Here is a 21,629-nt window from a genome sequence, read left to right on the forward strand (position 1 = left end):
GCGCGATCCTGCTGGGCACGCTCGCCGCCATGGGCAATGCCGCGGCTGCCGCGAACGGCCAGTCCTACGACCCGAATGCCGTCGGCAACAGCGTGGCCCTGGGCTATGCGCTCGGCGACCGGGCCTATTCGCAGACCTACGAACTCGAATCCGACACGATCGGGACCTTCATCGCGCGCGAGGCGGGCTATGACCCGGTGACCGGCGCAAGGTTCTTCGCGCGGGACGAAGACGCCCGCTCCGGCAACGGCAAGCTCAGCTTCTGGGGCACGCATCCGCCGGACTTCCGCCGCGTTGCCGCGGTGATCGCCACCGACAGGATGCTCGATGGCGGCGGCAGCCTGGAGCACCGTCCGCGCAATGCCGGGACGCCCTGAGCGGTCGCAGCCCGCGGCCCGCGCAACGGAAAAGGCCTGCCCCTTGCGGGACAGGCCTGATCATCGCGGATGCCGCCGGGCTCAGCCCAGGCGCGACGCCACGTTTTCCCAGTTGACCAGTTTCTCGAGGAAGTTGGTCAGGTAGGCCGGACGCTTGTTGCGGAAGTCGATGTAGTAGGAGTGCTCCCACACGTCGCAGCCCAGCAGAGCGGTCTGGCCGAAGCAGATCGGGTTGACGCCGTTCTCGGTCTTGGTGACCTTCAGGCTGCCGTCGGTGTCCTTCACCAGCCAGCACCAGCCCGAGCCGAACTGGCCCGCGCCTGCGGCGGCGAAGTCTTCCTTGAACTTGTCGACCGAGCCGAAGGACTCGGTGATCGCCTTTTCCAGCTCGCCCGGCATCGCGCCGGTGCCCGGACCCATCATTTCCCAGAACTGGATGTGGTTCCAGTGCTGCGACGCGTTGTTGAAGATGCCGTTCTGGGCGACCGCACCGGCCTGGTAGGTGCCGGCGATGATGTCTTCCAGCGACTTGCCTTCCCACTCGGTGCCGGCGATCAGCTTGTTGCCGTTGTCGACATAGGCCTTGTGGTGGATGTCGTGGTGAAACTCGAGGGTTTCCTTGGACATGCCCAGATCGGCAAGCGCGTCATGGGCGTAGGGAAGGTCGGGAAGTTCGAAAGCCATTTTGGACCCCTCACAGGTTATTGGTCGTGCCCTGTATAGAGGCCTCCTGCCGCGGCGCGTCAACCCCGGCAGGGCGCCGGCACAGGTTTTTCCCTGACATGCCGGTCTTCGCGGAACTTTGGCGGTTTCGGCGCGTTTCCGCAGCTTGAGCAGGCGGATTGCGCCCCGGCGGCGCCGCCTGGCGGCGCGCAGCTCCCGGCGCCAGATTGTCACAGAGCAACTCCGGCTCAGCCGATTTCGCTTCCCGGACGGGCCGCGCGCGCCAGGAGGCCGAAGACGTGGACGGCCGCCGCACGGGCACAGAAGACCGAGGCACCCTCGGCCTCGAGACGCAGCAGCACATCGGCCGGACCGAGGCGCGAGGCCAGGAAGCTGCCGGGCCCGACCGGTCGAGGGCGGGCCGCTGCCCGCTGCCAGCCGTGCCGCCTCCGCTGCGAACATCCTCGACCCGTCGCCCGGCATCGGCAGTTCGGCGGAATTCGCCGTCACGCTCTCCGGCGGGGCGTGACGGTCGCGTTGTCCAGTCCCCTGCGGGACCTCCGGCTCGCGCTCAAGCGGCCTGAATGCTCCGCGCCGGACTCCGCCCAGACAGCGGCGTGAGGTTCCCCCGATGGCGGGATCGCGAAAGCGTCAGGAGTGGCGACCGGGCTCCAAGACATGAGCTTTTCCGCTGATGCGACGCGGATTTCATCGTCCGATCAACAAGTTAACATCCCGCACGGCATCGCGGTCTCGGGAGGCGGCCGCGCCGCTGCCTCCGATCTGTCCGGGCGTGCCAATGGCGGAGCCGCCCATTACGGCGTGGCGCCCAACCGCGCCTTCATGGGCGGCGGGACCCGCAGGTTCGATGTCATGGGATCGGATCAAGCCGGCAGCATCGGCGGCGTCGGTTTCCGGAGCTGTTCGGCACCCCGGCACACTCCGCCGGCGGGATTGAAACCGACAGGACAGGACGCCATCGCGATCGCCGCCAGCCGCCCTTTCCCCGGCCCCCCGGTCCCTGCAAAGTCCAGCCCCGCTAGCATGAAAGCGCCCGCCGGGCTCCCTCCCGCGCCGCGGCCGCAGGGTCTGCCGGGCCCGGGACAGGAGCATGCGGCGGCTGGAACCCGCGCCGACCGTTCCGATTGATACCGATCTGTCCTTGCGTTCCCCGGCCGCCGCCCCCTCAATGGCCATCATGGAGCGGGCATTGACACGACTCGCGATGATGGGGAGGCGCTGATGTACGAGGTGATCGGTTCGCACAGGACCCGGACCTTCCGGGTGCTCTGGCTGCTGGAGGAGCTCGGACAGCCCTACCGGTTCATCGAGGAGACCCCGCGCAGCGAGGGGATCATCGCGCTCAACCCGCTGGGCAAGGTGCCGGCGCTGCGGATCGACGGCGACGTGCTGACCGACTCGGTGGCGATCATGACCTTCCTCGCCGACCGCCACGGCGCCTTCACCGCGCCGGCCGGCTCGGTGGCCCGCGCCCGCCAGGATGCGCTGACCTTCTTCATCATCGACGAGATGGACGCGGTGCTGTGGTCGGCGGCCAAGCACAGCTTCGTGCTGCCCGAGGAAAAGCGCGTGCCCAGCCTGAAGCCGACGCTTGGCTGGGAATACGAGCGCGCCGCGCGCCATCTGTGCCGACGTCTGGAGAAATCGCCCTATCTCTGCGGCGCCGAGCTGACCCTGCCCGACATCCTCGCCACGCATTGCGCGGAATGGGCCAAGCAGGCGAAGATCATGCCGCGCCTGCCGGTCTTCGAGGAGTATCTCGGCCGGATGACCGGACGGACCGCCTTCAAGGCCGCGCTGGCGCCGAAGACCTGACGCCGGCCGCCGGCGAGGCCGTTTCCGCGCGGACCTCCCGGCCCGCGCCGGGGCGCTATTCCGCGGCTGCGGCCTCAGGCTGCGGAAGCAGATCGCGGACCGCCGCGTATTGCGACAGGTAGACGTTGCCGGTCAGTTCCCCGAGGAAATGGCTCTTCTTCAGGCGGTCCATCACCGGGCCCTTGATCTCGCTCATGTGGAGCTGGATGCCCATTTCATGCAGGCGGTGATTGATCGCCTCCAAGCTTTCCAGCGCGGACATGTCGATGTCGTTCACCGCCGGGCACATCAGGATGACATGGCGCAATCCGCAATCCTTGACGACGCGGTCATAGACATAGTCCTCGAGGAAGCGCGCATTGGCGAAATACAGGCTTTCGTCGACCCGGATGGTCAGGATCGAGGGATCGGTCTCGACATCATGGCGGCGGGTGTTGCGGAAATGCTGGGTGCCCGGCACCAGGCCGACCTCGGCCACATGCGGCCGCGCGGTCTTGTAGAGATGCAGCGCGATCGAGATTCCGACGCCCGCGGAGACCCCGGCCTCCACGCCCATCGCCAAGGTCACGGCGATGGTCGCCGCCACCGAGGCGAAATCGGCGAAGCAGTAGCCCCAGGTCTTCTTCAGGATCGAGAAATCGACGAGGCTCAGCACCGCGACGATGATCGTCGCCGCCAGAGTCGCCTTGGGCAGGAAGTAGAGGAGCGGCGTCAGGAACACCACCGCCAGCCCGATGCCGATGGCGGTGAAGGCGCCTGCCGCGGGCGTCTCGGCACCGGCGTCGAAATTCACCACCGAGCGCGAGAAGCCGCCGGTGACCGGCAGGCCGCCGGAAAGNCGAGGAGCCGAAATTCGACATGCCGAGCGCGATCAGTTCCTGGTCGGGATCGATCCGCTGGCGGCGGCGGGCGGCGAAGGTCTGCGCCACCGAGACCGACTCGACGAAGCCGATGATCGANCAGCATCAGCGCNCGGCACCGCCATCTGCGCCCATTGCNCCGAGATCGAAGCCCGGCAGCCGGAGCCCCGGGAAACCGCGCGGGATGTCGCCGACGACCGGCACCCCGGCCTTGTCGAGGCCGAGCGCGGCCACGACGCCGGTGGTGGCGACGACGGCCGCGACCGGGCCGGCCTTGGCGGCGATCCCGGCCATCTTCGGCTGCAGCCCGNGCCCGCTCCATGAGCGGNCTTCAGCCCCTTGCGGCCCCAGAACAGGAAGCCGAGCGCGGCCAGCCCGATGCCGAGGGTCCAGAGATTGGTGGCGGGAAGCGCGTGCCACAAGGCCTCNCAGCATCTCGGGGAGCGTGTCGCCGCCCGCGCTGACGCCGAGGATGTGCTTGATCTGGCTGACCGCGATCAGGATTCCGCTCGCGGTGATGAAGCCGGCAATCACCGGATGGCTGAGGAAATTCGCGAGGAAGCNCCAGCCGGAACACGCCGAGCGCCAGCAGCATCGCGCCCGACAGGAAGGCCATGGTGACCGCTGCGCCGACCATCAGCGCCGGGTCGGTGATGCCGAGCTTGCCGATCGCCNGCGCCGGNTCATCAGCGAGACCACCGCGACGGGGCCGACCGCCAGGGCGCGCGAGGTGCCGAAGACCGCGTAGAGCAGCAGCGGCGCCACCGAGGCATAGAGGCCGATCTCGGGCGGCAGTCCGGCGAGCAGCGCATAGGCCAGCGATTGCGGGATCAGCATGATGGTGACGATCACCGCGGCCACGAGGTCGTTGGTCAGGGTTTCGCCCGTGTAGCGGCGGCCCCAGTCGAGGATCGGGAAATAGCGGGCCTCTCGGCGCCGAAGATCGGCGGCAAGCTCTCGCTGCGCGCGTCGGTGACCGGCGAGATCGTGATGGACGGGGTCGAGGTCGGCGAGGACGCGCTGCTGCCCGGGGTCGAGGGGCTGAAGGGGCCGTTCGGCTGCCTCAACCGCGCCCGCTACGGCATCGCCTAGGGCGCGATGGGCGCAGCCGAGGACTGCTGGCTGCGCGCCCGCAGCTACGGCCTCGACCGGCAGCAATTCGGGCGGCCGCTGGCGCAGACCCAGCTTTTCCAGAAGAAGCTCGCCGACATGCAGACCGAGATTTCGCTGGGGCTGCAGGGCGCGCTGCGTCTCGGCCGGATGATGGACGGGGGCACCGCCGCGCCGGAACTCATCAGCCTGATGAAAACGCCTGCAATCCGGTCTGGGCACGGCCGAGGATCAGCGCGTGGATGTCATGCGTGCCCTCGTAGGTGTTCACCGTCTCGAGGTTCACCATGTGGCGGATGACGTGGAATTCCTCGGAGATGCCGTTGCCGCCATGCATGTCGCGGGCCATCCGCGCGATATCCAGCGCCTTGCCGCAGTTGTTGCGCCGGCATAGAGCGTCTCGCGCAGGCTCAGCGCGCGGGCGAAGCGGCGGGCGAACCAGGACTTGTCGATGACCGCGGCCGGATCGCGGTCGATGATCCGTGCCATGATCTTGGAGCCGGGATTGACCGCGACCAGCGCCATGTCCTGGCGCTCGGCATCCTGCAGCACGGCGATGGTGCCGGGGGCCAACCCGCGGGTGCGGCGGTCGGTCACCAGGTTGTCGGCATAGACCCAGGGCGCGCCCCAGCGGATGGCGCGGGCATCGGCCTTGGGCATCAGGCGGATGGCGGGACGGGCGGTATCGGTCATGTCAGGAGCTCCCGGAGGGCGAAGGGGTCTCCGCCTATAGATCAGCCGCGGCGGTTTGGAAAGCGCCGAGCCGGTCCGCCATTCCCGCCGCCGGGACATGTGGAGAGCCGGCCCGGCTCGGCCGGCGCCGGTTCTTCGTTCAGAGGGCAGCCGGGTCGGGCCGTCCTGCAGGTCCCCGCGCAGGCGCAGGCCTCCGGGCTCCGCGACCCGGTCGCCGGCGGCAAAGCCGATTTCGGTGATCCGCCCGGCCGCCGAGGGCTGCAGGACGACCGATTGGCGGGCGCGGGCGGTGCCGACGGCCTCGACTGTCTCGGCAAAGCGCATCGAGGCCACCGGGGCGGTTTCCACCGCGACGGCAGACGCGCCCCGCCCGCTTCCATCGGCGGGAACGGCGGCGGAGAGCCTGTCATCGGTGAGGACGAACCCGGCGGCACCGGCCGCGCAGACGAGAAAAAGGCCGAGGAAGATCCGTGGCATGGGCAAGGCGGGGTCTCCGTTGGGCGGCCCGGCCGGGCCTGAAACTGGCTTCAAATCATACAAGCCGCATGATGACGGCATGCGCCGCAACGCAGCAAGCGACATTTTCGTGTGCAGCCCGTCCGATGGCCGTTAGGAGGCGCCGGCTGCGGTCCTTCTGCCGGTCGGGGCCGGACAGGTCGCTTGCCGCCTTGGCGGGGCATCTGCCGCTCCCGGCGCGGAGGCGCGCGGGACCGGATGCCCGCCACGCAGGGACGGACGCCGGCATGCAGTTCGACCGCAGGCGGCGCCGCAGCCCGTCCAGAGGTTCATGCCGTACATCCTGCGCGGGGGCCGTGGACGGTGAGATCTTCTACAGCCTCGCGGAGGCCAAGGTGCTGATCGAGGCGTGGCGGCGCCACTACAACACCGTCCGGCCGCATAGCAGCCTGGGCTACCGACCGCCGGCCCCGGAAGCGGCAACACCGCCATTACCGGCCTCCGGCTAGCATGAACAGTGACATGGTCCTCTCTCCTTCCGCGTTGCTCGGCCAAAACGACCGAAGACGCGGGAGGCGTCCATCTCATAAGGCCATGTTCATCCTGGAGCCGACCCCGGTGGCCGAGAGCCATCGGGCTGCGGGAGAACCGGATCGGCGTCCTGAGCCCGGCGATGCCTTCCGGGGCAATCTGCATGCCGCGGGCCTGCACCTGGGGGTCCGCCAGAGCCTCGGCCACCGTGTTGATCGGCCCGGCCGGCACGCCGACGGCGCCCAGGGCCTCGATCAGCGCAGCCTTGGCCATTGCCGAGGTCTTTTCGGCAATCGCCGCGCAGAGCGTGCCGCGGTTCGCGACGCGGGCCGGATTGGTGGCATAGCCGGGGTCCCGCGCCAGCGGCTCCAGCCCCAGAACCCCGCACAGCGCCGCGAATTGACGGTCATTTCCGCAGGCGATGATCGCGTGGCCGTCGGAGGTCGGAAACACCTGGTAGGGCACGATATTGGGATGGCTGTTGCCGAGCCGTGACGGGGCCTTGCCGCCCAGGAGGTAGTTCGTCGCCTGGTTGGCCAGCACCCCGATCCCGCAATCGAGCAGCGACAGATCCACGTGCTGGCCGAGGCCCGAGCGCGCCCGTTCCGCCAGCGCCGCCTGGATGCCGATCACGCCGTAGAGCCCGGTGAAGATGTCGATCCAGGCGACGCCGACCTTCTGCGGCTCTCCCTCCGGTTCGCCGGTCAGGTCCATGATCCCGCACATGCCCTGGATCAGGAAATCATAGCCCGGCTGCGCGGCCCGAGGCCCGTCCAGGCCGAAGCCGGTCACCGAGGCATAGACGAGACCCGGATTGAGCGCGGCGAGGCTGTCATAGTCGAGGCCGAATTTCTTCAGCCCGCCGACCTTGAAGTTCTCGATCAGGACGTCGGCATCGGCGATCAGGCGCTTGAGCCGCTCCAGGTCCTCCGGGTCGGAGAAGTCGCAGGTGACCGAGGTCTTGCCCCGGTTGGCCGCGTGGAAATAGGCCGCCGCCGTCTCGGTCCCGCCATGGCCGTCGGGCCGCTCGACGAAAGGCGGCCCCCAGCTGCGGGTATCGTCGCCGCCGGGGGATTCCACCTTGATGACCTCGGCGCCCAGATCGGCCAGCGTCTGGCCGATCCACGGGCCCGCGAGGATGCGGGCCAGTTCGACAACCTTGAGTCCGTGAAGCGGAGCGTGCATCCCGTCCGCCCCCTCAGGCAAAGGCCTGAAGATCGGTGATCGCCCGGCCGAGGATCAGGGCATGGACGTCATGCGTGCCCTCGTAGGTGTTCACCGTTTCCAGATTCTGGGAATGCCGCATCACGTGGTATTCGATCTGGATGCCGTTGCCGCCATGCATGTCGCGCGCCATCCGCGCGATATCCAGCGCCTTGCCGCAGTTGTTGCGCTTGACCAGGGAGATCATCTCCGGCGCGAACTGCCCCTCGTCGAACAGCCGCCCCACCCGAAGCGAGGCCTGCAGGCCCAGGGAAATCTCGGTCATCATGTCGGCAAGCTTCTTCTGGTAGAGCTGCGTCGCCGCCAGCGGACGCTTGAACTGGTGCCGGTCGAGCCCGTATTGCCGGGTCCGGGCCAGGCAATCCTCGGCGGCGCCCATCACGCCCCAGGAGATCCCGTAGCGCGCGCGGTTCAGGCAGCCGAAGGGCCCGCCCATGCCTTCGATCCCGGGCAGGAGCGCGTCTTCGCCGACCTCGACATTGTCCATCACGATCTCGCCGGTGATCGAGGCCCGCAGGCTGAGCTTGCCGCCGATCTTCGGCGCGCTCAGTCCTTTCATGCCCTTTTCCAGCACGAAGCCGCGGATCTTGCCGCCATGGGCCTCGGATTTCGCCCAGACGACGAAGACATCGGCGATCGGCGCGTTGGAAATCCACATCTTCGAGCCGGTCAGGCGGTAGCCGCCGGCGGTCTTCGCCGCGCGGGTCTTCATCCCCGCCGGATCCGATCCGGCATCGGGCTCGGTCAGGCCGAAGGCGCCGATCAGCGTGCCCGCGGCGAGGCCCGGCAGGTAGCGGCGGCGCTGCTCTTCGGAGCCATAGGCATGGATCGGATACATCACCTCATGCCCTTTTCCAGGATGAAGCCGCGGACCTTGCCGCCATGGGCCTCGGATTTCGCCCAGACGACGAAGACATCGGCGATCGGGCTGTTCGAGATCCACATCTTCGACCCGATCAGGCGGTAGCCGTCCGCGGTCTTGACCGCGCGGGTCTTCATCCCGGCCGGGTCCGATCCGGCATCCGGCTCGGTCAGGCCGAAACAGCCGATGAAATCGCCCGTGGCCAGTTTCGGCAGGTATTTCCGCTTCTGTTCCTCCGAGCCATAGGCCTGGATCGGGAACATCACCAGGGAGGACTGCACCGACATCATCGAGCGGTAGCCGCTGTCGACCCGCTCGATCTCGCGCGCCACCAGCCCGTAGGCGACATAGGAGGCCCCTGCCCCGCCATATTCCTCGGGCACGGTCACGCCGAGCAGCCCGTTCCCGCCCATCTCGCGGAAGATCTCGGGATCGGTCAGGAGCTTGGCCAGCGCCGCGCGCCGTTTCTGCCCGCCGGACGCGGTCGAGGTCGGCGTCGCCGGATCGAATTTCAGCCCTTCGGCGACCATGTCCACCTTGTAGGACTCCGACGGGTCCAGCGCGCTGGCGGCGTAATCGCCGAGCGTCGCGAAGCCCGAGAGATCGGGGTCCTGCTCCATGTAGCCGACCGAGGTGCCGGGGCTGAGGACACGGGAGCCGTGATCGGGTTCGACGATGCCGGCCATGACCTTCAGGAGGGTCGACTTGCCGGAGCCGTTGCGGCCCACCAGGGCGACGCGGTCGCCGGTCTGGACGACCAGGTCGAGCCCGTCGAAGACGGGATTGCCGCCGAAGGTGAGGGAAATGCCGGATAACTGGAGAAGGGGTGCGCGCGCCATGGCCGCGAGCTATGCCGCGCCGCGTCCGCCGTCAAGGTGGCGCCTGTATCCGGCCCGCTCAATTGTCGCCGCAGGACGCGCCGGTCCCGCCCCGCGGCTGGTCCTGCGGCGCCGACCTTCGGGCGGCAGGCCAGCGCGACGGGAACGCGGCCCGAAGTCCGGCGGCACCGGCGATGGAACTGCAGGGAGGGCGATGGAAGCCCGGCTGCGAGCGTGGCAGGGCCTGCCGGCCATCGCAGCGTCGGGGCGGTCAATGCCCCGAGGCTGGCCGCGCGCCGGTTCCGGTCCGGCAGTCTGCCCAAGGGCTGTTCCGGACAGCAAAAAGGGCCTCCGCTTGCGCGGAAGCCCCGTGTCTCAGGTGCCTCTGCCCGGTTCTCCGGTCAGTGGGCGTGGCCCTTGTCCCAGTCGCTCTGCTTCGGCAGCTGCTCGAAGGTGTGCTCCGGCGGCGGCGAGGGCAGGGTCCATTCCAGCGTGTCCGCGTATTCGTTCCAGTAGTTCTTCTCGGTCACCTTGGCGCCCTTGGTCAGGGTCACCCAGACGATGTAGATGAACAGGATGAAGGACGCGAAGCTGAGGAAGGCGCCGAGCGAGGAGACCATGTTCCAGGTGGCGAAGGCCTCCGGGTAGTCGATGTAGCGCCGCGGCATGCCCTGCCGCCCGAGGAAGTGCTGCGGGAAGAAGGTCATGTTGGCGCCGATGAACATCATCCAGAAATGGATCTTGCCCAAGGTTTCGGGGTACTGCCGCCCCGACATCTTGCCGATCCAGTAATAGATGCCCGCGAAGATGCAGAACACCGCGCCCAAGCTCATCACGTAGTGGAAATGCGCCACGACGTAATAGGTGTCGTGATAGGCCCGGTCGATGCCCGCCTGGCTCAGCACCACGCCGGTCACGCCGCCGATGGTGAAGAGGAAGAGGAAGCCCATCGCCCAGAGCATCGGCGTCTTGAACTCGACCGACCCGCCCCACATCGTGGCAAGCCAGCTGAACACCTTCACCCCTGTGGGCACGGCGATCACCATGGTCGCGAGCATGAAGTAGCTCTGCTGCGTCAGGCTGAGGCCGACGGTGTACATGTGATGCGCCCAGACGACGAAGCCCAGCACGCCGATGGCGACCATCGCGTAGACCATCGGCAGGTAGCCGAAGATCGGCTTCTTCGAGAAGGTCGCGATCACGTGGCTGATCAGGCCGAAGCCCGGCAGGATGATGATGTAGACTTCCGGATGGCCGAAGAACCACAGGATGTGCTGGTAGAGGATCGGATCGCCGCCGCCCGAAGGCTGGAAGAAGGTCGTCCCGAAGTTGCGGTCGGTCAGCAGCATGGTGATCGCGCCCGCCAGCACCGGCAGGGACAGCAGGATCAGCCAGGCGGTGACGAAGATCGACCAGGCGAAGAGCGGCACCTTGTGCAGCGTCATGCCGGGTGCGCGCATGTTGAGGAAGGTGGTGATCATGTTGATCGCGCCGAGGATCGACGAGGCCCCCGAGACATGGACCGCGAAGATCGCCAGGTCCATCGACATGCCCGGATAGGAGGTCGAGAGCGGCGGGTAGAGCACCCAGCCGACGCCGGAGCCGGTGCCCTCGAGCCCGTCGGGCGCGAACATCGAGGCGATGCCGAGGCAGGTGCCCGCGACATAGAACCAGAAGCTGAGATTGTTCAGCCGCGGGAAGGCCATGTCCGGCGCGCCGATCATCAGCGGCATGAAATAGTTGCCGAAGCCGCCGAAGAGCGCGGGGATCACCACGAAGAACATCATCAGGACGCCGTGATAGGTGATCATCACGTTCCAGATATGGCCGTCGGGGGTGCAGGGATCGGCCATGAAGCCTTCCATGCACATGTACTGGACGCCGGGGCTCATCAGCTCCAGCCGCATGTAGACGGTCAGGATGACCGAGATCAGCCCCACCACGCCCGCGGTGAAGAGATAGAGGATCCCGATATCCTTGTGGTTTGTCGACATGAACCAGCGGGTGAACCACCCTTTCGGCTCATGGTCGTGCGATGCGCTGGCGGCGTCTGCCATGCGTTGCCTCCCTAACATTCCAGACAGAAAGCTCCGGTTCGGCCGGGGCCCGTTTTCTTTGCTCCAGTTCTAAGGCGCGGGGCGCAGCCGGCAAATATTCGATTGTCTGCAGGTCGCAAAAAATTTCCGGGCCCATATGTCGCAGCCGGGTTTGACATGGATCAATCGAACCGGTCAAGCCGTCCGAAAGGGGGTGCAAGCCGCTGGAACTCAAGGGCCTTCGGGCGTATCGGGGGGGCGGCAGACGGAGGACGGGCAGATGGCGGCAGGCAGAGCGGACACCGGGGCGGCGACGCGCAACGCTTGGGCAGCGGCGGCGCTGGCAGGCGCCTGCCTGATGTGGGCGGGCAATTTCGTCACCGGCCGCGCGATTCGCGGCCTGCTCGATCCCGAGACGCTGAACCTTTTGCGCTGGATCGTGGCGGCGGCGGCCTTCCTGCCCTTCACCGCGCGCGGCCTCTGGGCGCACCGGGCGGGGCTGGCGCGGCAATCGCCGTGGCTCCTCGGGCTGGCGCTGACCGGGGTGGTGGGCTTCCAGCAGGCGACCTACACGGCGCTGACCCTGTCGCCGGTGGCGAATGCCGCGCTGCTGCTGGCGGTGATGCCGATGCTGATCCTCGTCAGTTCGGCGGCGCTCGGAAAGGCGCGGCTCTCGGCGCGCCAGGGCTTGGCGGTGGCGGTCTCCTTCCTCGGGGTGGCGGTGATCCTCGGCGAGGGCGATCCGATGGCGGTGCTGCGGCTGCATCTCGGGGCGGGGGATGTCTGGCTGCTGGCGGCGGTGGCTTCCTGGACCGCCTATACCCAGCTGCTGCGCTCGGCGCCGAAGACGGTGCCGCCCGACGTGTCGCTGATGGCGACGATCCTCTTCGCGCTGCCGGTGCTGGCGCTGCTCGCGGCCTGGCGGGGTCAGTCGGAGCTGGCGGCGCTGCCGCCCGAGGCCTCAGCGCCGCGCTCGGATGCCGGGACTTGCAGGCAGGCCCGCACCGGCTCGCCTCCGGACGATTAACCAACGGCCGCCGGGTCGGGCCGGCTCTCGCAGGCGGGCGGCAGGGCCGGAAGGCTGCCGGATCAGTCCGCCAATGCGGCGCCGATCTCGCTGCGCAGAACCGCCAGCGGCACCGGCTTTCCCAGCACCTTCGCATCGGAGAATTCCGCGGGGCGCTCGGCCTGGTCGCCATAGCCGGAAAAGAAGATCAGCCTCAGATCCGGCCGCATCCGCCGCGCCTCGGCGGCCAGCGCGAAGCCGTCCATCTCGTTGGTCAGGCCGATATCGGTCAGGATCAGCCCGATCTCGGGATGCTCGGCCAGCTGCGCCAGCGCCTCCGGCCCGCTCGCCGCCTTGAGCGCGGTGAAGCCCGCCGCACCGCAGGCCATGGCGGTCATGTCGAGCAGCATCTGCTCGTCATCGACCAGAAGAACGGATTTGGAGCTTGTCGCCATGCGCGGTCCCTTTCGCAGCCCGGCCCCGCGGGGGGCCGGAGCGCAAGGTAGGCGGCGAGTCCTCCCAAAGGATTAACGCGGCCCGCTCAGAGCAGGTCCTCGACATGGACCGGGAAGCGCCGCACCCGCTTGCCGGTCGCGTGCCAGACCGCATTGGCGATCGCCCCGGCCGAGCCGGTGATGCCGATCTCGCCAACGCCCTTGACCCCGAGCGCGTTGACGAAGGGGTCCTCCTCGGGGACGGTCAGCGCCTCGATCATCGGCAGGTCGGCATTGACCGGCACGTGATAGCCCGCGAGATCGCCATTGACCGCCCGGCCGGTGCGCGGATCGTGGATGGCCTCCTCCTGAAGCGCGAAGCCGAGACCCCAGATCATCCCGCCCAGAAGCTGGCTTTCCGCGAGCTTCGGATTGATGATCCGCCCGGCGGCAAAGGCGCCGATCAGCCGCGTCACCCGGATCTGCAGCAGGTCGGGATCGACCGCCACCTCGGCGAAGACCGCGCCATGCGAGAACATGGCCCGCGCCCCGGCCGCCTCCGGGCTGCGCACGCCCTCGCCATTGCCGGTCAGGCCAGCGCGGCCAGCAGCCGGGCCGGATCGGTCTCGCCCTGGGTGGCCTGCGGCCAGAGCACCAGCGGCGCGACCAGCCCCGGCAGAACCGCCACCGGCGTGTAGCGCAGCATCCTGAGCGCCCATTCCGGGAAGCTGCCCTGGCCGAAGAGGCCGAGGAAGGAAAACCGGATCAGGAAGGTGCCCGCCGCCAGCCCGGCGATCACGGTCCATATCGTCGCTGCGTCGGCGGTCATCTGCGCTTCTCCATCCAGAGTTCGGTCTGCGCGCCCACGGCCATCGCCGCGAGGGCGGCCAGGATCAGGCCGAGGCTGAACGGCATCCAGCTCAGCGCCAGCGCCAGCGCGACAGAGGTCGCCGCGGCCGCGACATGGGGCAGGGTCTTCAGCGCCGGCGCGATCAGCGCGATGAAGGTGATCGGCACCGCGAAATCGAGCGCGAATCCCTCGGGCACCGCGGCGCCGAGCCGCGCGCCGGCATAGGTCGCGAGATACCAGGCAGGGGCGATCGTCCCCATCGTCGCCAGGAAATAGGCCAGCTTGTTCGCCAGCGGCGCCTCCGTCTCGGCCTCGAAGGCGGGATGGGCGAGCGCATAGCTCTGGTCGACCAGCAGATAGGCGGCCAGCCCCTTCTGCCACAGCTTGGCCTTGCCCAGATGCGGGGCCAGCGACGCGGAATACATCGCCATCCGCAGGTTCACCGCCAGCGAGGTCAGCAGGATGACCAGCACCGGCGCGTTGTCCTGCAGCAGCTGCAGCGCGGTGAACTGGGCGGCCCCCGCGATCACCAGCACGGTGAAGGCCATGGTCTGGGCGATCGGCAGCCCGGCCCCGGTCCCGGCGACGCCGAAGAGCAGGCCGAAGGGCACGATCACCAGCAGGAAGGGCAGCCCGTCGACAAGCCCGCGGCGGATCGCGGCATTCACGCTGGTTAGCATTCGAATATCATCCTGTCAGCACGTCCCCTGCGCTACGACAGAGTTGGCGGGGATGCAATTGTGCGCGGCAAGACGGAGGTCCGTTCGGGGCTCCGGGCGCGGCAGGGAATGGAGCGGCAGCCATGAACGGTCCTTTGGGCGTGATTCTCGCGGGACAGCCGGCTGCGGGCGGCGGCACGGGCGCGATGATGCTCGGCGGGCGCTGCCTGCTCGACCGGGCGGCGGACCGGCTGGGCGGCGGGCAACTCCGGGCACCGCTGGCGAGGCCTGCGGAACCCGCGCCTGCCATGGTGGCCTGCGGCCGGGCCGCGGGTCTCGGCAACGCAAGGCTGCCGAAACCGGATGCTGCCAGGGCGCGGACGCAAAACAAGAGCCTGCAGGCATGGACGCATCGCGGCCGGTCCCTCTGGCGGGCCCGGAGCGGGTGCTGCCGACGCAGCTGGGCCGAGATGCGAGCCGGATCGGGAAAAGGTCCGGGGGACTTTTCCCGGCGATTGCATGACCTGCGCTAGCTGCCTTGCAGCGGCTGATGTCCGTTCGGCAGGGGCACCGGGCCGATGGCCGCGCGATGCCGCATCTCCGACCGGCGGGTTCCGGTTCCGCGCCGATCGCGTCTGTGCCCGGACCGGTGGCGTCTTCCGCGCATTCCCTGCCCGTCCCTCGTCATGCCGGCCACGGCATCGGCAGGATAAATGCGGGCGAGGACGGAGGATTGCGGACCTTGGCAAATTTGCGCAATGGCGCTTGCCGTCCCCCGAGAGCGCGGTCCCTGCCGTCAAGGCGGTTGGCGCGGACCCTGATCCGGAACGTGCCGGGGCAGGTGCAGGACGCCGTCTTCGTCGGTATCGGCACTGTCCTGCCGGATAGCCGGACGGCACAGTCCGAGCCTGCCGCGCCGGACATTCCGATGGTGCCAGCCAAGGCGCGCGAGGCCGGGATGGCCGGTCTCGGCACGGCCTGAGCCTTTCCGCAACAGCGGTGACGGTCCGCTGCTGTGCAGGGTGGGTGCCGGGACCTGTCATGAAAGTTTCACTTTCAAACGTCATTACTTCGAATATACGTGAAATATGGAAAAAGATATCCCTGCCCAGCTCTCCGTGCTCGGCCATCCCCAGAGGCTGGCGGTCTTCCGGCTGCTCATGCGCCGCTTTCCCGACCGCGTTCCGGCCGGCGAGCTGGCCGCGGCGCTGGAGCTCCGCGCCAGCACCCTCTCGGCCTACCTCTCCGCGCTCCACGGCGCCGGGCTGGTCGACCAGGACAGGGCGGGGACGTCGCTCCTCTACTCCATCCGAATGACAAGCGTGCAACGGCTGTTCGGCGGGCTCTTCGCCGAGTGCTGCCGCGGCCGCCCTGCGCTCTGCCTGCCCAACAGCACCGGACCCCTTCCCATGACCGACCGAAAATACGGCGTGCTCTTCATCTGCACCGGCAATTCCGCCCGCTCGATCTTTGCCGAGTCCCTCCTGCGCGCCATCGCAGGGGACCGGTTCGAGGTGCATTCCGCCGGCACCCGCCCGCAATCCGATCTGAACCCCTTTGCGCTGAAGGTGCTGGCTGACAAGGGCCATGACCTGTCGCCGCTCCGGGCGAAGAACATCGCGGAGTTCACCGGGCCGGAGGCGCCGCAGCTGGATTTCGTCTTTACCGTCTGCAACCAGGCGGCCAACGAGGAGTGTCCCGCCTGGGAGGGCCAGCCGGTCAGCGGCCATTGGGGCATGCCCGATCCGGTCAAGGCCGAAGGCACCGAGGCCGAGAGGGCGCTGGCCTTCCAGCAGGCCTATGGCGCGCTCAAGCACCGGATCGAGGCCTTTGCCGCGCTGCCGCTGGCTACGCTCGACCGCATCTCGCTGCAATCCGCCGTCGACGATATCGGCCGCATGCCCGAAGGAGAACCGGCATGACCACCTACGCGCTGAACGGCCTCGGCCGCATGGGCAAGCTGGCGCTGAAGCCGCTGCTGGAAAAGGGCGCGGAGATCGCCTGGATCAACGACGCCGTCGGCGATCCGGAGATGCATGCCCATCTTCTGGAATTCGACACGGTGCATGGCCGCTGGGACGCGGCGTTCTCGCATGACGCGGACAGCGTGACGATCAACGGCACGCGGCTGCCCTTCATCGGGGCGAAGTCGATCGACGCGCTGCCGCTCGACGGCGTCGATGTGGTGATCGACTGCACCGGCGTGTTCAAGACCGAGGCGAAGATCGCGCCCTATTTTGCCGACGGCGTGAAGAAGGTCGTCGTCTCGGCGCCGGTCAAGGACGGCCCGACCGCGAATATCGTCTACGGCGTCAACGACGGGAGCTACGACCCGCAAGCGCATCACATCGTCACCGCCGCCTCCTGCACGACCAACTGCCTCGCGCCGGTGGTGAAGGTGGTGCATGAAACCTTCGGCATCCGCCACGGCTCGATCACCACGATCCATGACGTCACCAACACCCAGACCATGGTGGACCGCCCCGCCAAGGACCTGCGCCGCGCGCGCTCGGCGCTCAATTCGCTGATCCCGACCACCACCGGCTCGGCCACGGCGATCACGCTGATCTATCCCGAGCTGACCGGCCGGCTGAACGGCCACGCGGTGCGGGTGCCGCTGCTGAACGCCTCGCTGACCGACTGCGTCTTCGAGCTGGAGCGCGAGACCACCGCCGAAGAGGTGAATGCCGCCTTCGAGGCCGCCGCCAACGGTCCGCTGAAGGGCATCCTCGGCTACGAGACCCGGCCGCTGGTCTCGGCCGACTACACCAACGATCCGCGCAGCTCGATCGTCGATGCGCCCTCGACCATGGTCGTGAACGGCACGCAGCTGAAGGTCTATGCCTGGTACGACAACGAATGGGGCTATGCGAACCGGCTGGTCGATGTCGCGCTGATGGTCGGAGCCGCGCTGTGACGGCGCGGCCCGAGGGGCTCTCGGCCTATGTCGCGGTGACGGCGGCCTATTGGGCCTTCATGCTCACCGACGGCGCGCTGAGGATGCTGGTGCTGCTGCATTTCCACACGCTGGGCTTCAGCGCGGTGCAGCTCGCCTATCTCTTCCTGCTCTACGAGCTGGCGGGCATGGCCACCAATCTCTGCGCGGGCTGGATCGCGGCGCGCTTCGGGCTGGCACCGACACTCTATGCCGGGCTGGCGCTGCAGGTTGCCGCGCTCCTGGCGCTGGCGCAGCTCGATCCGGGCTGGTCGGTGGCGGCCTCGGTCGCCTTCGTGATGTGCGTGCAGGGCGTTTCGGGCGTGGCCAAGGACCTGGCCAAGATGTCCTCGAAGTCCGCGGTCAAGCTGCTGGCGCCCTCGGGCGGGGGCGGGCTGTTCCGCTGGGTGGCGGTGCTGACCGGCTCGAAGAACGCGGTGAAGGGCCTCGGCTTCCTGCTCGGCGCGGCGCTGCTGGCGCCCGGTCGCGTTGGCCACCGCGTTCAGCACCGCGGCGCCTGCGCCCGAGATGCCCAGCTCGCCCACGCCCTTGGCCTGGATCGGGTTGGCGGCATCGTCGCGCTCCCCGAGGAAGGTCACGCCGATCTGCGGCACGTCGGCATGGGCCGGGACGTGGTAGCTGGCCAGGTCGCGGGTCACCGGCTGGCCGGTGCGGTCGTCATGCACCAGCTCCTCGGTCAGCGCCGCGCCGATCCCCCAGACGATCCCGCCGATGCATTGCGAGCGCGCGGTCTTCTCGTTGAGGATGCGCCCGGCGGCGAAGGTGCCCTCGAAGCGGCGGACGCGGATCTCGCCGGTCAGGGCATGGACCGCGACCTCGCAGAAATGCGCGCCGTAGCCCGATTGGTGGGTCTCCTTGGCCATCCGTCCGCCCTCGATCTTCGCGGTGGCGGCGATCGGCTCTGCCACCAGATCGGCCAGGCGCGTCTCGACATTGCCGGCGCGGGCCAGCCCGTCCTTCAGCGTCAGGTCGGCCTCGTCTGCGCCCATCAGCGCGGCGATCTTGCCGCGCAGCGCCTTCGCCGCGAGGAAGACCGAAGACCCCGAAGACCCCGCGCCGAAGCTGCCGCCCGAGCCGCTGGCGCCCGGCAGGTCGGTATCGCCGAGCGTGGCGGTGACATTGGCGGCGGGCAGGCCCAGCATCTCGGCGGCGATCTGGCTCAGGATCGCGTAAGTGCCGGTGCCGATATCGGTCATGTCGGTCTCGACCGTGGCGCGGTCGCCCGCCAGCGTCACCCGCGCCTCCGAGGGCACCAGCATGTTGGGCCGCGCGGCGGCGGCCATGCCCATGCCGATCAGCCAGTCGCCCTCCCGTGGCGCGCATGCAGGCGCTCTGGCCGGATCTGGACACCGCCGGCGCCGCGCCTGCCGCGCTTGCCGCAGACTGGCTGCTGGCCGGCGGGGGGCGCCCGTGACCCCGGCAAAGCGGGTCCTGGACCTGGCCGTCTGTCTGCTGCTGCTGGTGCCGGTCCTGCCGGTCATGGCAGTGATCGCGCTGCTGATCCTGATCCTCGACGGCGGGCCGGTCTTCTACCTCTCCGAGCGGATGAAGGCCGCCGATGCGGGCTTCACCCTGGTCAAGTTCCGCACGATGACCGTGGACCCTCGGCGCGGCGGGGTGACCGGCGGCGACAAGGCGGACCAGATCACCCGGACGGGACGCTGGCTGCGTGCGGTCCGGCTCGACGAGCTGCCCCAGATCTGGAATGTGCTGCGCGGCGATCTCAGCCTGGTCGGCCCGCGCCCGCCGCTGCGCCGCTATGTCGAAGCGGCGCCCGAACTCTACCGCGAAGTGCTGGCCTGCCGTCCGGGAATCACGGGGCTTGCCACCCTGCGGTTCCACCGTCACGAGGCGCGGCTGCTCGCAGGCTGTGCCAGTGCGGCGGAAACCGATAGCGTCTACCGGCGCCGCTGCGTCCCGCGCAAGGCGCGGCTCGACCTGATCTACCGCGACAACCGGACGGTCTGTCTCGACGTCCTTATACTCGTGCAAACTTTTTGGGCAGTTCTTCCCCTCCATCGGCTGAAATCAACCTAGGCGTGGCATTTGGTCCCCAGCGGTCGCCGCATCGCAGAAAAAAAGTGCGAACGACTGACATGATTGGTAAATTCTTTCTGAATTTGACGTCAGGACGGGAGGGGGCGGTTCTGGCAGGGAGATCAGGACGGAAAAATTCCGAAAATTGAAGATGCGGGAACTGGCTACCTCATGTTAAGCATCTTTGTTCCATTGATTTGACAATCAATATCTGTTGTTCCCGGTGCCAAGGCCGGTGGGAAGCCTTGCAGGTAACGGAAGGTTAGCGTGGATCGCGAAGATCAGAGCATTTACGGGTTGGTCAGTTCGCTGACGATGATGCAGAAGCGGTGGATCCTGGTCGGATTCGATGTGTGCATCGTTCCGGCGGCACTCCTGCTGGCAAATTTCTTCCGCAGCGACGGCACGGATGTCGGTGCCGCGATCTGGGAGAACGGCTCGATCGCCATCGCGCTCATGGTCTTTGCCGCGATGGTCTCGCTGTTCCTGGGCCTGCCGCGGATCCGGCTGAACGGGTTCGAGACCAACGGTGTCCATCTGGCCTTCGCCTATGCGGTCATGGTTGCCGGGGTGGGGGCGTCGCTCAACAGCCTTGTCGATCACGCGCTGCCCTGGTCCGCCTTCGTCAATTTCGGCCTCATTCTCTTCATCGGCATCGTCGGCTCGCGGGTGCTGCTGCGCTTCGTTCTGATGACCATTCTCAGCCGCCGCCACCCGCGCACCGCCGTGCTGATCTACGGTGCCGGGCGTACCGGCATCCAGCTGGCCAACGCGCTGCGCCACGACGCCTTCCTGGTGCCGGTCGGCTTCGTCGACGACAACCCCGCGCTGCACCGCGTCTTCGTCTCCGGCCTGCCGGTCTGGGCGCCGATCGAGCTGCCCCGGGTCGTGGCCGAAAAGCGCGTCTCCAAGGTGCTGCTCGCGATGCCGTCGCTGTCGGCGGTGAAGCGCTCGCGCATCCATCACCAGCTGGTTCCGCTCGGCGTCGATGTCCAGGCGCTGCCCTCCTTCGCCCAGCTGACCGGCGAAGAGGCGCTGCCCTCGAAGCTGGCCCCGGTCAGCCCGGCGGATTTCCTGCAGCGCAAGTCCTTCCAAAGCGACATGACCCTGGCCCGCAGCACCTTCCGAGACCGCACCGTCATGGTGACCGGCGCGGGCGGCTCGATCGGGTCGGAGCTCTGCCGCCAGCTTCTGGCGCTGGCGCCGAAGCGGCTTGTGATGATGGAGTCGAGCGAGCTGGCGCTCTACAGCATCGATCTCGAACTGCGCGGCCTGTTCCCGGATGTGGAGCTCGTGCCGGTGCTGGGCTCGGTCACCGACGAGGCGCTGTGCCGGTCGGTGATGTCGCGCGAGGGCGTCCATATCCTGCTGCATGCGGCGGCCTACAAGCATGTGCCGCTGGTCGAGACCAATCCGATCGCGGGGCTGCGCAACAACGTGCTCGGCACCAAGGCGCTGGCCGACGCGGCGCGCGACAGCGGGGTGGAGCGGTTCATCCTGGTCTCCTCCGACAAGGCGGTGCGCCCGACCAACGTGATGGGCGCGTCCAAGAGGCTGTCGGAGCTGATCATCCAGGACATGGCGACCCGTCCGGGCCCGCTGTTCTCGATGGTGCGCTTCGGCAATGTGCTGGGATCCTCGGGCTCGGTGATCCCGCTCTTCCAGGACCAGATCGCCAATGGCGGGCCGGTGACGCTGACCCATGAGGCGGTGACCCGCTATTTCATGACCATCGACGAGGCGGCGCGGCTCCTGCTGATCTCCAGCGCGCTGACCACCGGCGGCGATGTCTTCGTCCTCGACATGGGCAAGCCGGTGGCGATCATCGACCTGGCCCGGCAGATGATCGAGGCGGCCGGCTACACCGTGCGCGACGCGGCCCATCCCGACGGCGACATCGAGATCACCGTCACCGGGCTGCGGCCGGGCGAGAAGATGCACGAGGAACTGCTGATCGGCGAGGGGCGCGTCACGACCGAGCATCCCAAGATTACCCGGGCGCGGGAGTCGAGCCTTTCGGAGATCGAGGTGGCCACCTTCCTGCGCGACCTGCGCGAGGCGGTCGACGACAACGACACGGCGGCCGCCCGCGCGGTGCTGGCCCGCTGGGTCGAGGGCGCGATGGCGGATGGCAGCCAGCGCCAGGCCTGAACCGAGGCCGGGCGTGTGAAAAATGGCACAAGGCCCGATGCGCTCCCGGGATGCGGGGAGCAGCGGTTGC

14 protein-coding genes and 11 pseudogenes are annotated in these 21,629 nt (G+C 68.3%); 11 read left to right on the top strand and 14 right to left on the bottom strand.

The annotated features are described in order from the left end of the window. The coding region (locus tag C7T91_RS30480; RefSeq protein WP_145963080.1) for a M48 family metalloprotease at nucleotides 1–377 on the top strand (377 nt) is incomplete at its 5' end. Between the two features lie 81 nt (nucleotides 378–458). Here the strand turns inward: C7T91_RS30480 and C7T91_RS30485 are convergent. Beyond that, on the bottom strand, nucleotides 459–1,061 hold the full coding sequence (locus C7T91_RS30485) for a superoxide dismutase (RefSeq protein ID WP_108263568.1): 603 nt from the start codon (nucleotides 1,059–1,061) through the stop codon (nucleotides 459–461). Between the two features lie 1,221 nt (nucleotides 1,062–2,282). Here C7T91_RS30485 and C7T91_RS30490 point away from each other — a divergent pair. After that, a complete protein-coding gene (locus C7T91_RS30490; RefSeq protein ID WP_108263569.1) occupies nucleotides 2,283–2,876 on the top strand; it encodes a glutathione S-transferase family protein in 594 nt (197 codons plus the stop codon). Nucleotides 2,877–2,931: 55 nt separating this feature from the next. On the opposite strand, the gene C7T91_RS37540 is transcribed toward C7T91_RS30490, so the two are convergent. Both C7T91_RS37540 and C7T91_RS37550 read right to left on the bottom strand, forming a co-directional pair. Beyond that, complete coding sequence (locus C7T91_RS37540; protein WP_236638624.1) at nucleotides 2,932–3,669, bottom strand: SulP family inorganic anion transporter; 738 nt, start codon at nucleotides 3,667–3,669, stop codon at nucleotides 2,932–2,934. Nucleotides 3,670–3,769: 100 nt separating this feature from the next. Further along, nucleotides 3,770–4,573: pseudogene (locus C7T91_RS37550) on the bottom strand (SulP family inorganic anion transporter); the annotation flags it as partial. Nucleotides 4,574–4,654: 81 nt separating this feature from the next. On the opposite strand from C7T91_RS37550, the pseudogene C7T91_RS30500 reads away from it, so the two are divergent. Beyond that, nucleotides 4,655–5,044 (top strand): annotated as a pseudogene (locus tag C7T91_RS30500) (acyl-CoA dehydrogenase family protein); the annotation flags it as partial. Here the strand turns inward: C7T91_RS30500 and C7T91_RS37555 are convergent. After that, nucleotides 5,031–5,234: pseudogene (locus C7T91_RS37555) on the bottom strand (acyl-CoA dehydrogenase family protein); the annotation flags it as partial. The pseudogenes C7T91_RS30500 and C7T91_RS37555 overlap by 14 nt on opposite strands. A 2-nt stretch (nucleotides 5,235–5,236) precedes the next feature. Continuing rightward, nucleotides 5,237–5,539: pseudogene (locus tag C7T91_RS33085) on the bottom strand (RlmI/RlmK family 23S rRNA methyltransferase); the annotation flags it as partial. An 812-nt stretch (nucleotides 5,540–6,351) separates the two neighbouring features. On the opposite strand from C7T91_RS33085, the pseudogene C7T91_RS30510 reads away from it, so the two are divergent. Next, nucleotides 6,352–6,504 (top strand): annotated as a pseudogene (locus C7T91_RS30510) (integrase core domain-containing protein); the annotation flags it as partial. A 115-nt stretch (nucleotides 6,505–6,619) separates the two neighbouring features. Here the strand turns inward: C7T91_RS30510 and C7T91_RS30515 are convergent. The 4 genes and pseudogenes from C7T91_RS30515 to ctaD form a co-directional block, all read right to left on the bottom strand. Beyond that, nucleotides 6,620–7,711, bottom strand: a pseudogene (locus tag C7T91_RS30515) (CaiB/BaiF CoA transferase family protein); the annotation flags it as partial. Nucleotides 7,712–7,724: 13 nt separating this feature from the next. Further along, nucleotides 7,725–8,591, bottom strand: a pseudogene (locus tag C7T91_RS30520) (acyl-CoA dehydrogenase family protein); the annotation flags it as partial. Then, a pseudogene (locus tag C7T91_RS37560) lies at nucleotides 8,591–9,451 on the bottom strand (acyl-CoA dehydrogenase family protein); the annotation flags it as partial. The pseudogenes C7T91_RS37560 and C7T91_RS30520, both read right to left, overlap by 1 nt. A 380-nt stretch (nucleotides 9,452–9,831) precedes the next feature. Further along, nucleotides 9,832–11,487, bottom strand: a complete 1,656-nt coding sequence (gene ctaD, locus C7T91_RS30530) for a cytochrome c oxidase subunit I (protein ID WP_108263570.1) — start codon at nucleotides 11,485–11,487, stop codon at nucleotides 9,832–9,834. A 259-nt stretch (nucleotides 11,488–11,746) separates the two neighbouring features. Here ctaD and C7T91_RS30535 point away from each other — a divergent pair, with 259 nt between their 5' ends. Then, nucleotides 11,747–12,493 carry a DMT family transporter gene (locus C7T91_RS30535; protein ID WP_161556179.1) on the top strand — a complete coding sequence of 249 codons (747 nt, stop codon included), beginning with the start codon at nucleotides 11,747–11,749 and terminating at the stop codon, nucleotides 12,491–12,493. A gap of 62 nt (nucleotides 12,494–12,555) precedes the next feature. Here C7T91_RS30535 and C7T91_RS30540 read toward each other — a convergent pair whose 3' ends face one another. The 4 genes and pseudogenes from C7T91_RS30540 to C7T91_RS30550 all read right to left on the bottom strand — a co-directional run bounded on the left by C7T91_RS30540 (nucleotide 12,556) and on the right by C7T91_RS30550 (nucleotide 14,436). Further along, nucleotides 12,556–12,927 (bottom strand): response regulator, encoded by a 372-nt coding sequence (locus C7T91_RS30540; RefSeq protein ID WP_108263572.1) that lies wholly within the window; start codon nucleotides 12,925–12,927, stop codon nucleotides 12,556–12,558. 86 nt (nucleotides 12,928–13,013) lie between these two features. After that, nucleotides 13,014–13,478, bottom strand: coding sequence for a molybdopterin cofactor-binding domain-containing protein (locus C7T91_RS34100; RefSeq protein WP_236638626.1), 465 nt, complete (start codon nucleotides 13,476–13,478; stop codon nucleotides 13,014–13,016). 20 nt (nucleotides 13,479–13,498) lie between these two features. Next, nucleotides 13,499–13,735: pseudogene (locus C7T91_RS34105) on the bottom strand (AzlD domain-containing protein); the annotation flags it as partial. Next, entirely contained in the window at nucleotides 13,732–14,436 is a 705-nt protein-coding gene (locus C7T91_RS30550; RefSeq protein ID WP_108263574.1) for an AzlC family ABC transporter permease, read from the bottom strand. The pseudogene C7T91_RS34105 and the gene C7T91_RS30550, both read right to left, overlap by 4 nt. 784 nt (nucleotides 14,437–15,220) lie before the next feature. Here C7T91_RS30550 and C7T91_RS33090 point away from each other — a divergent pair. The 4 genes and pseudogenes from C7T91_RS33090 to C7T91_RS37565 form a co-directional block, all read left to right on the top strand. Further along, nucleotides 15,221–15,397, top strand: coding sequence for a hypothetical protein (locus C7T91_RS33090; RefSeq protein ID WP_161556180.1), 177 nt, complete (start codon nucleotides 15,221–15,223; stop codon nucleotides 15,395–15,397). 106 nt (nucleotides 15,398–15,503) lie between these two features. Beyond that, on the top strand, nucleotides 15,504–16,337 hold the full coding sequence (locus C7T91_RS30555) for an arsenate reductase/protein-tyrosine-phosphatase family protein (protein WP_108263575.1): 834 nt from the start codon (nucleotides 15,504–15,506) through the stop codon (nucleotides 16,335–16,337). Next, nucleotides 16,334–17,332: an ArsJ-associated glyceraldehyde-3-phosphate dehydrogenase gene (locus tag C7T91_RS30560; RefSeq protein ID WP_108263576.1), complete on the top strand. Its 999-nt coding sequence runs from the start codon at nucleotides 16,334–16,336 to the stop codon at nucleotides 17,330–17,332. Before C7T91_RS30555 ends, C7T91_RS30560 begins: the two co-directional genes overlap by 4 nt. Continuing rightward, nucleotides 17,329–17,829: pseudogene (locus C7T91_RS37565) on the top strand (organoarsenical effux MFS transporter ArsJ); the annotation flags it as partial. The gene C7T91_RS30560 and the pseudogene C7T91_RS37565, both read left to right, overlap by 4 nt. On the opposite strand, the pseudogene C7T91_RS37570 reads toward C7T91_RS37565, so the two are convergent. Further along, nucleotides 17,818–18,705, bottom strand: a pseudogene (locus C7T91_RS37570) (xanthine dehydrogenase family protein molybdopterin-binding subunit); the annotation flags it as partial. The pseudogenes C7T91_RS37565 and C7T91_RS37570 overlap by 12 nt on opposite strands. 76 nt (nucleotides 18,706–18,781) lie before the next feature. Here C7T91_RS37570 and C7T91_RS30570 point away from each other — a divergent pair. Together C7T91_RS30570 and C7T91_RS30575 are read left to right on the top strand one after the other, a co-directional pair. Beyond that, the gene (locus tag C7T91_RS30570; RefSeq protein ID WP_108263585.1) at nucleotides 18,782–19,408 is read left to right on the top strand and encodes a sugar transferase; all 627 of its coding nucleotides are present in this window, start codon (nucleotides 18,782–18,784) and stop codon (nucleotides 19,406–19,408) included. 315 nt (nucleotides 19,409–19,723) lie between these two features. Next, a complete protein-coding gene (locus tag C7T91_RS30575; RefSeq protein ID WP_108263586.1) occupies nucleotides 19,724–21,559 on the top strand; it encodes a polysaccharide biosynthesis protein in 1,836 nt (611 codons plus the stop codon). Nucleotides 21,560–21,629 lie beyond the last annotated feature (70 nt).

This window comes from Mangrovicoccus ximenensis (genome assembly GCF_003056725.1).
Taxonomy (GTDB): domain Bacteria; phylum Pseudomonadota; class Alphaproteobacteria; order Rhodobacterales; family Rhodobacteraceae; genus Mangrovicoccus; species Mangrovicoccus ximenensis.

What these genes read in the sequence shown, in the direction of transcription:
- C7T91_RS30485 (WP_108263568.1), bottom strand. Translation starts at nt 1,061, where the DNA reads ATGGCTTTCGAACTTCCCGACCTTCCCTACGCCCATGACGCGCTTGCC.
- C7T91_RS30490 (WP_108263569.1), top strand. Translation starts at nt 2,283, where the DNA reads ATGTACGAGGTGATCGGTTCGCACAGGACCCGGACCTTCCGGGTGCTC.
- ctaD (WP_108263570.1), bottom strand. Translation starts at nt 11,487, where the DNA reads ATGGCAGACGCCGCCAGCGCATCGCACGACCATGAGCCGAAAGGGTGG.
- C7T91_RS30535 (WP_161556179.1), top strand. Translation starts at nt 11,747, where the DNA reads ATGGCGGCAGGCAGAGCGGACACCGGGGCGGCGACGCGCAACGCTTGG.
- C7T91_RS30540 (WP_108263572.1), bottom strand. Translation starts at nt 12,927, where the DNA reads ATGGCGACAAGCTCCAAATCCGTTCTTCTGGTCGATGACGAGCAGATG.
- C7T91_RS30550 (WP_108263574.1), bottom strand. Translation starts at nt 14,436, where the DNA reads ATGCTAACCAGCGTGAATGCCGCGATCCGCCGCGGGCTTGTCGACGGG.
- C7T91_RS30555 (WP_108263575.1), top strand. Translation starts at nt 15,504, where the DNA reads ATGGAAAAAGATATCCCTGCCCAGCTCTCCGTGCTCGGCCATCCCCAG.
- C7T91_RS30560 (WP_108263576.1), top strand. Translation starts at nt 16,334, where the DNA reads ATGACCACCTACGCGCTGAACGGCCTCGGCCGCATGGGCAAGCTGGCG.
- C7T91_RS30575 (WP_108263586.1), top strand. Translation starts at nt 19,724, where the DNA reads ATGATGCAGAAGCGGTGGATCCTGGTCGGATTCGATGTGTGCATCGTT.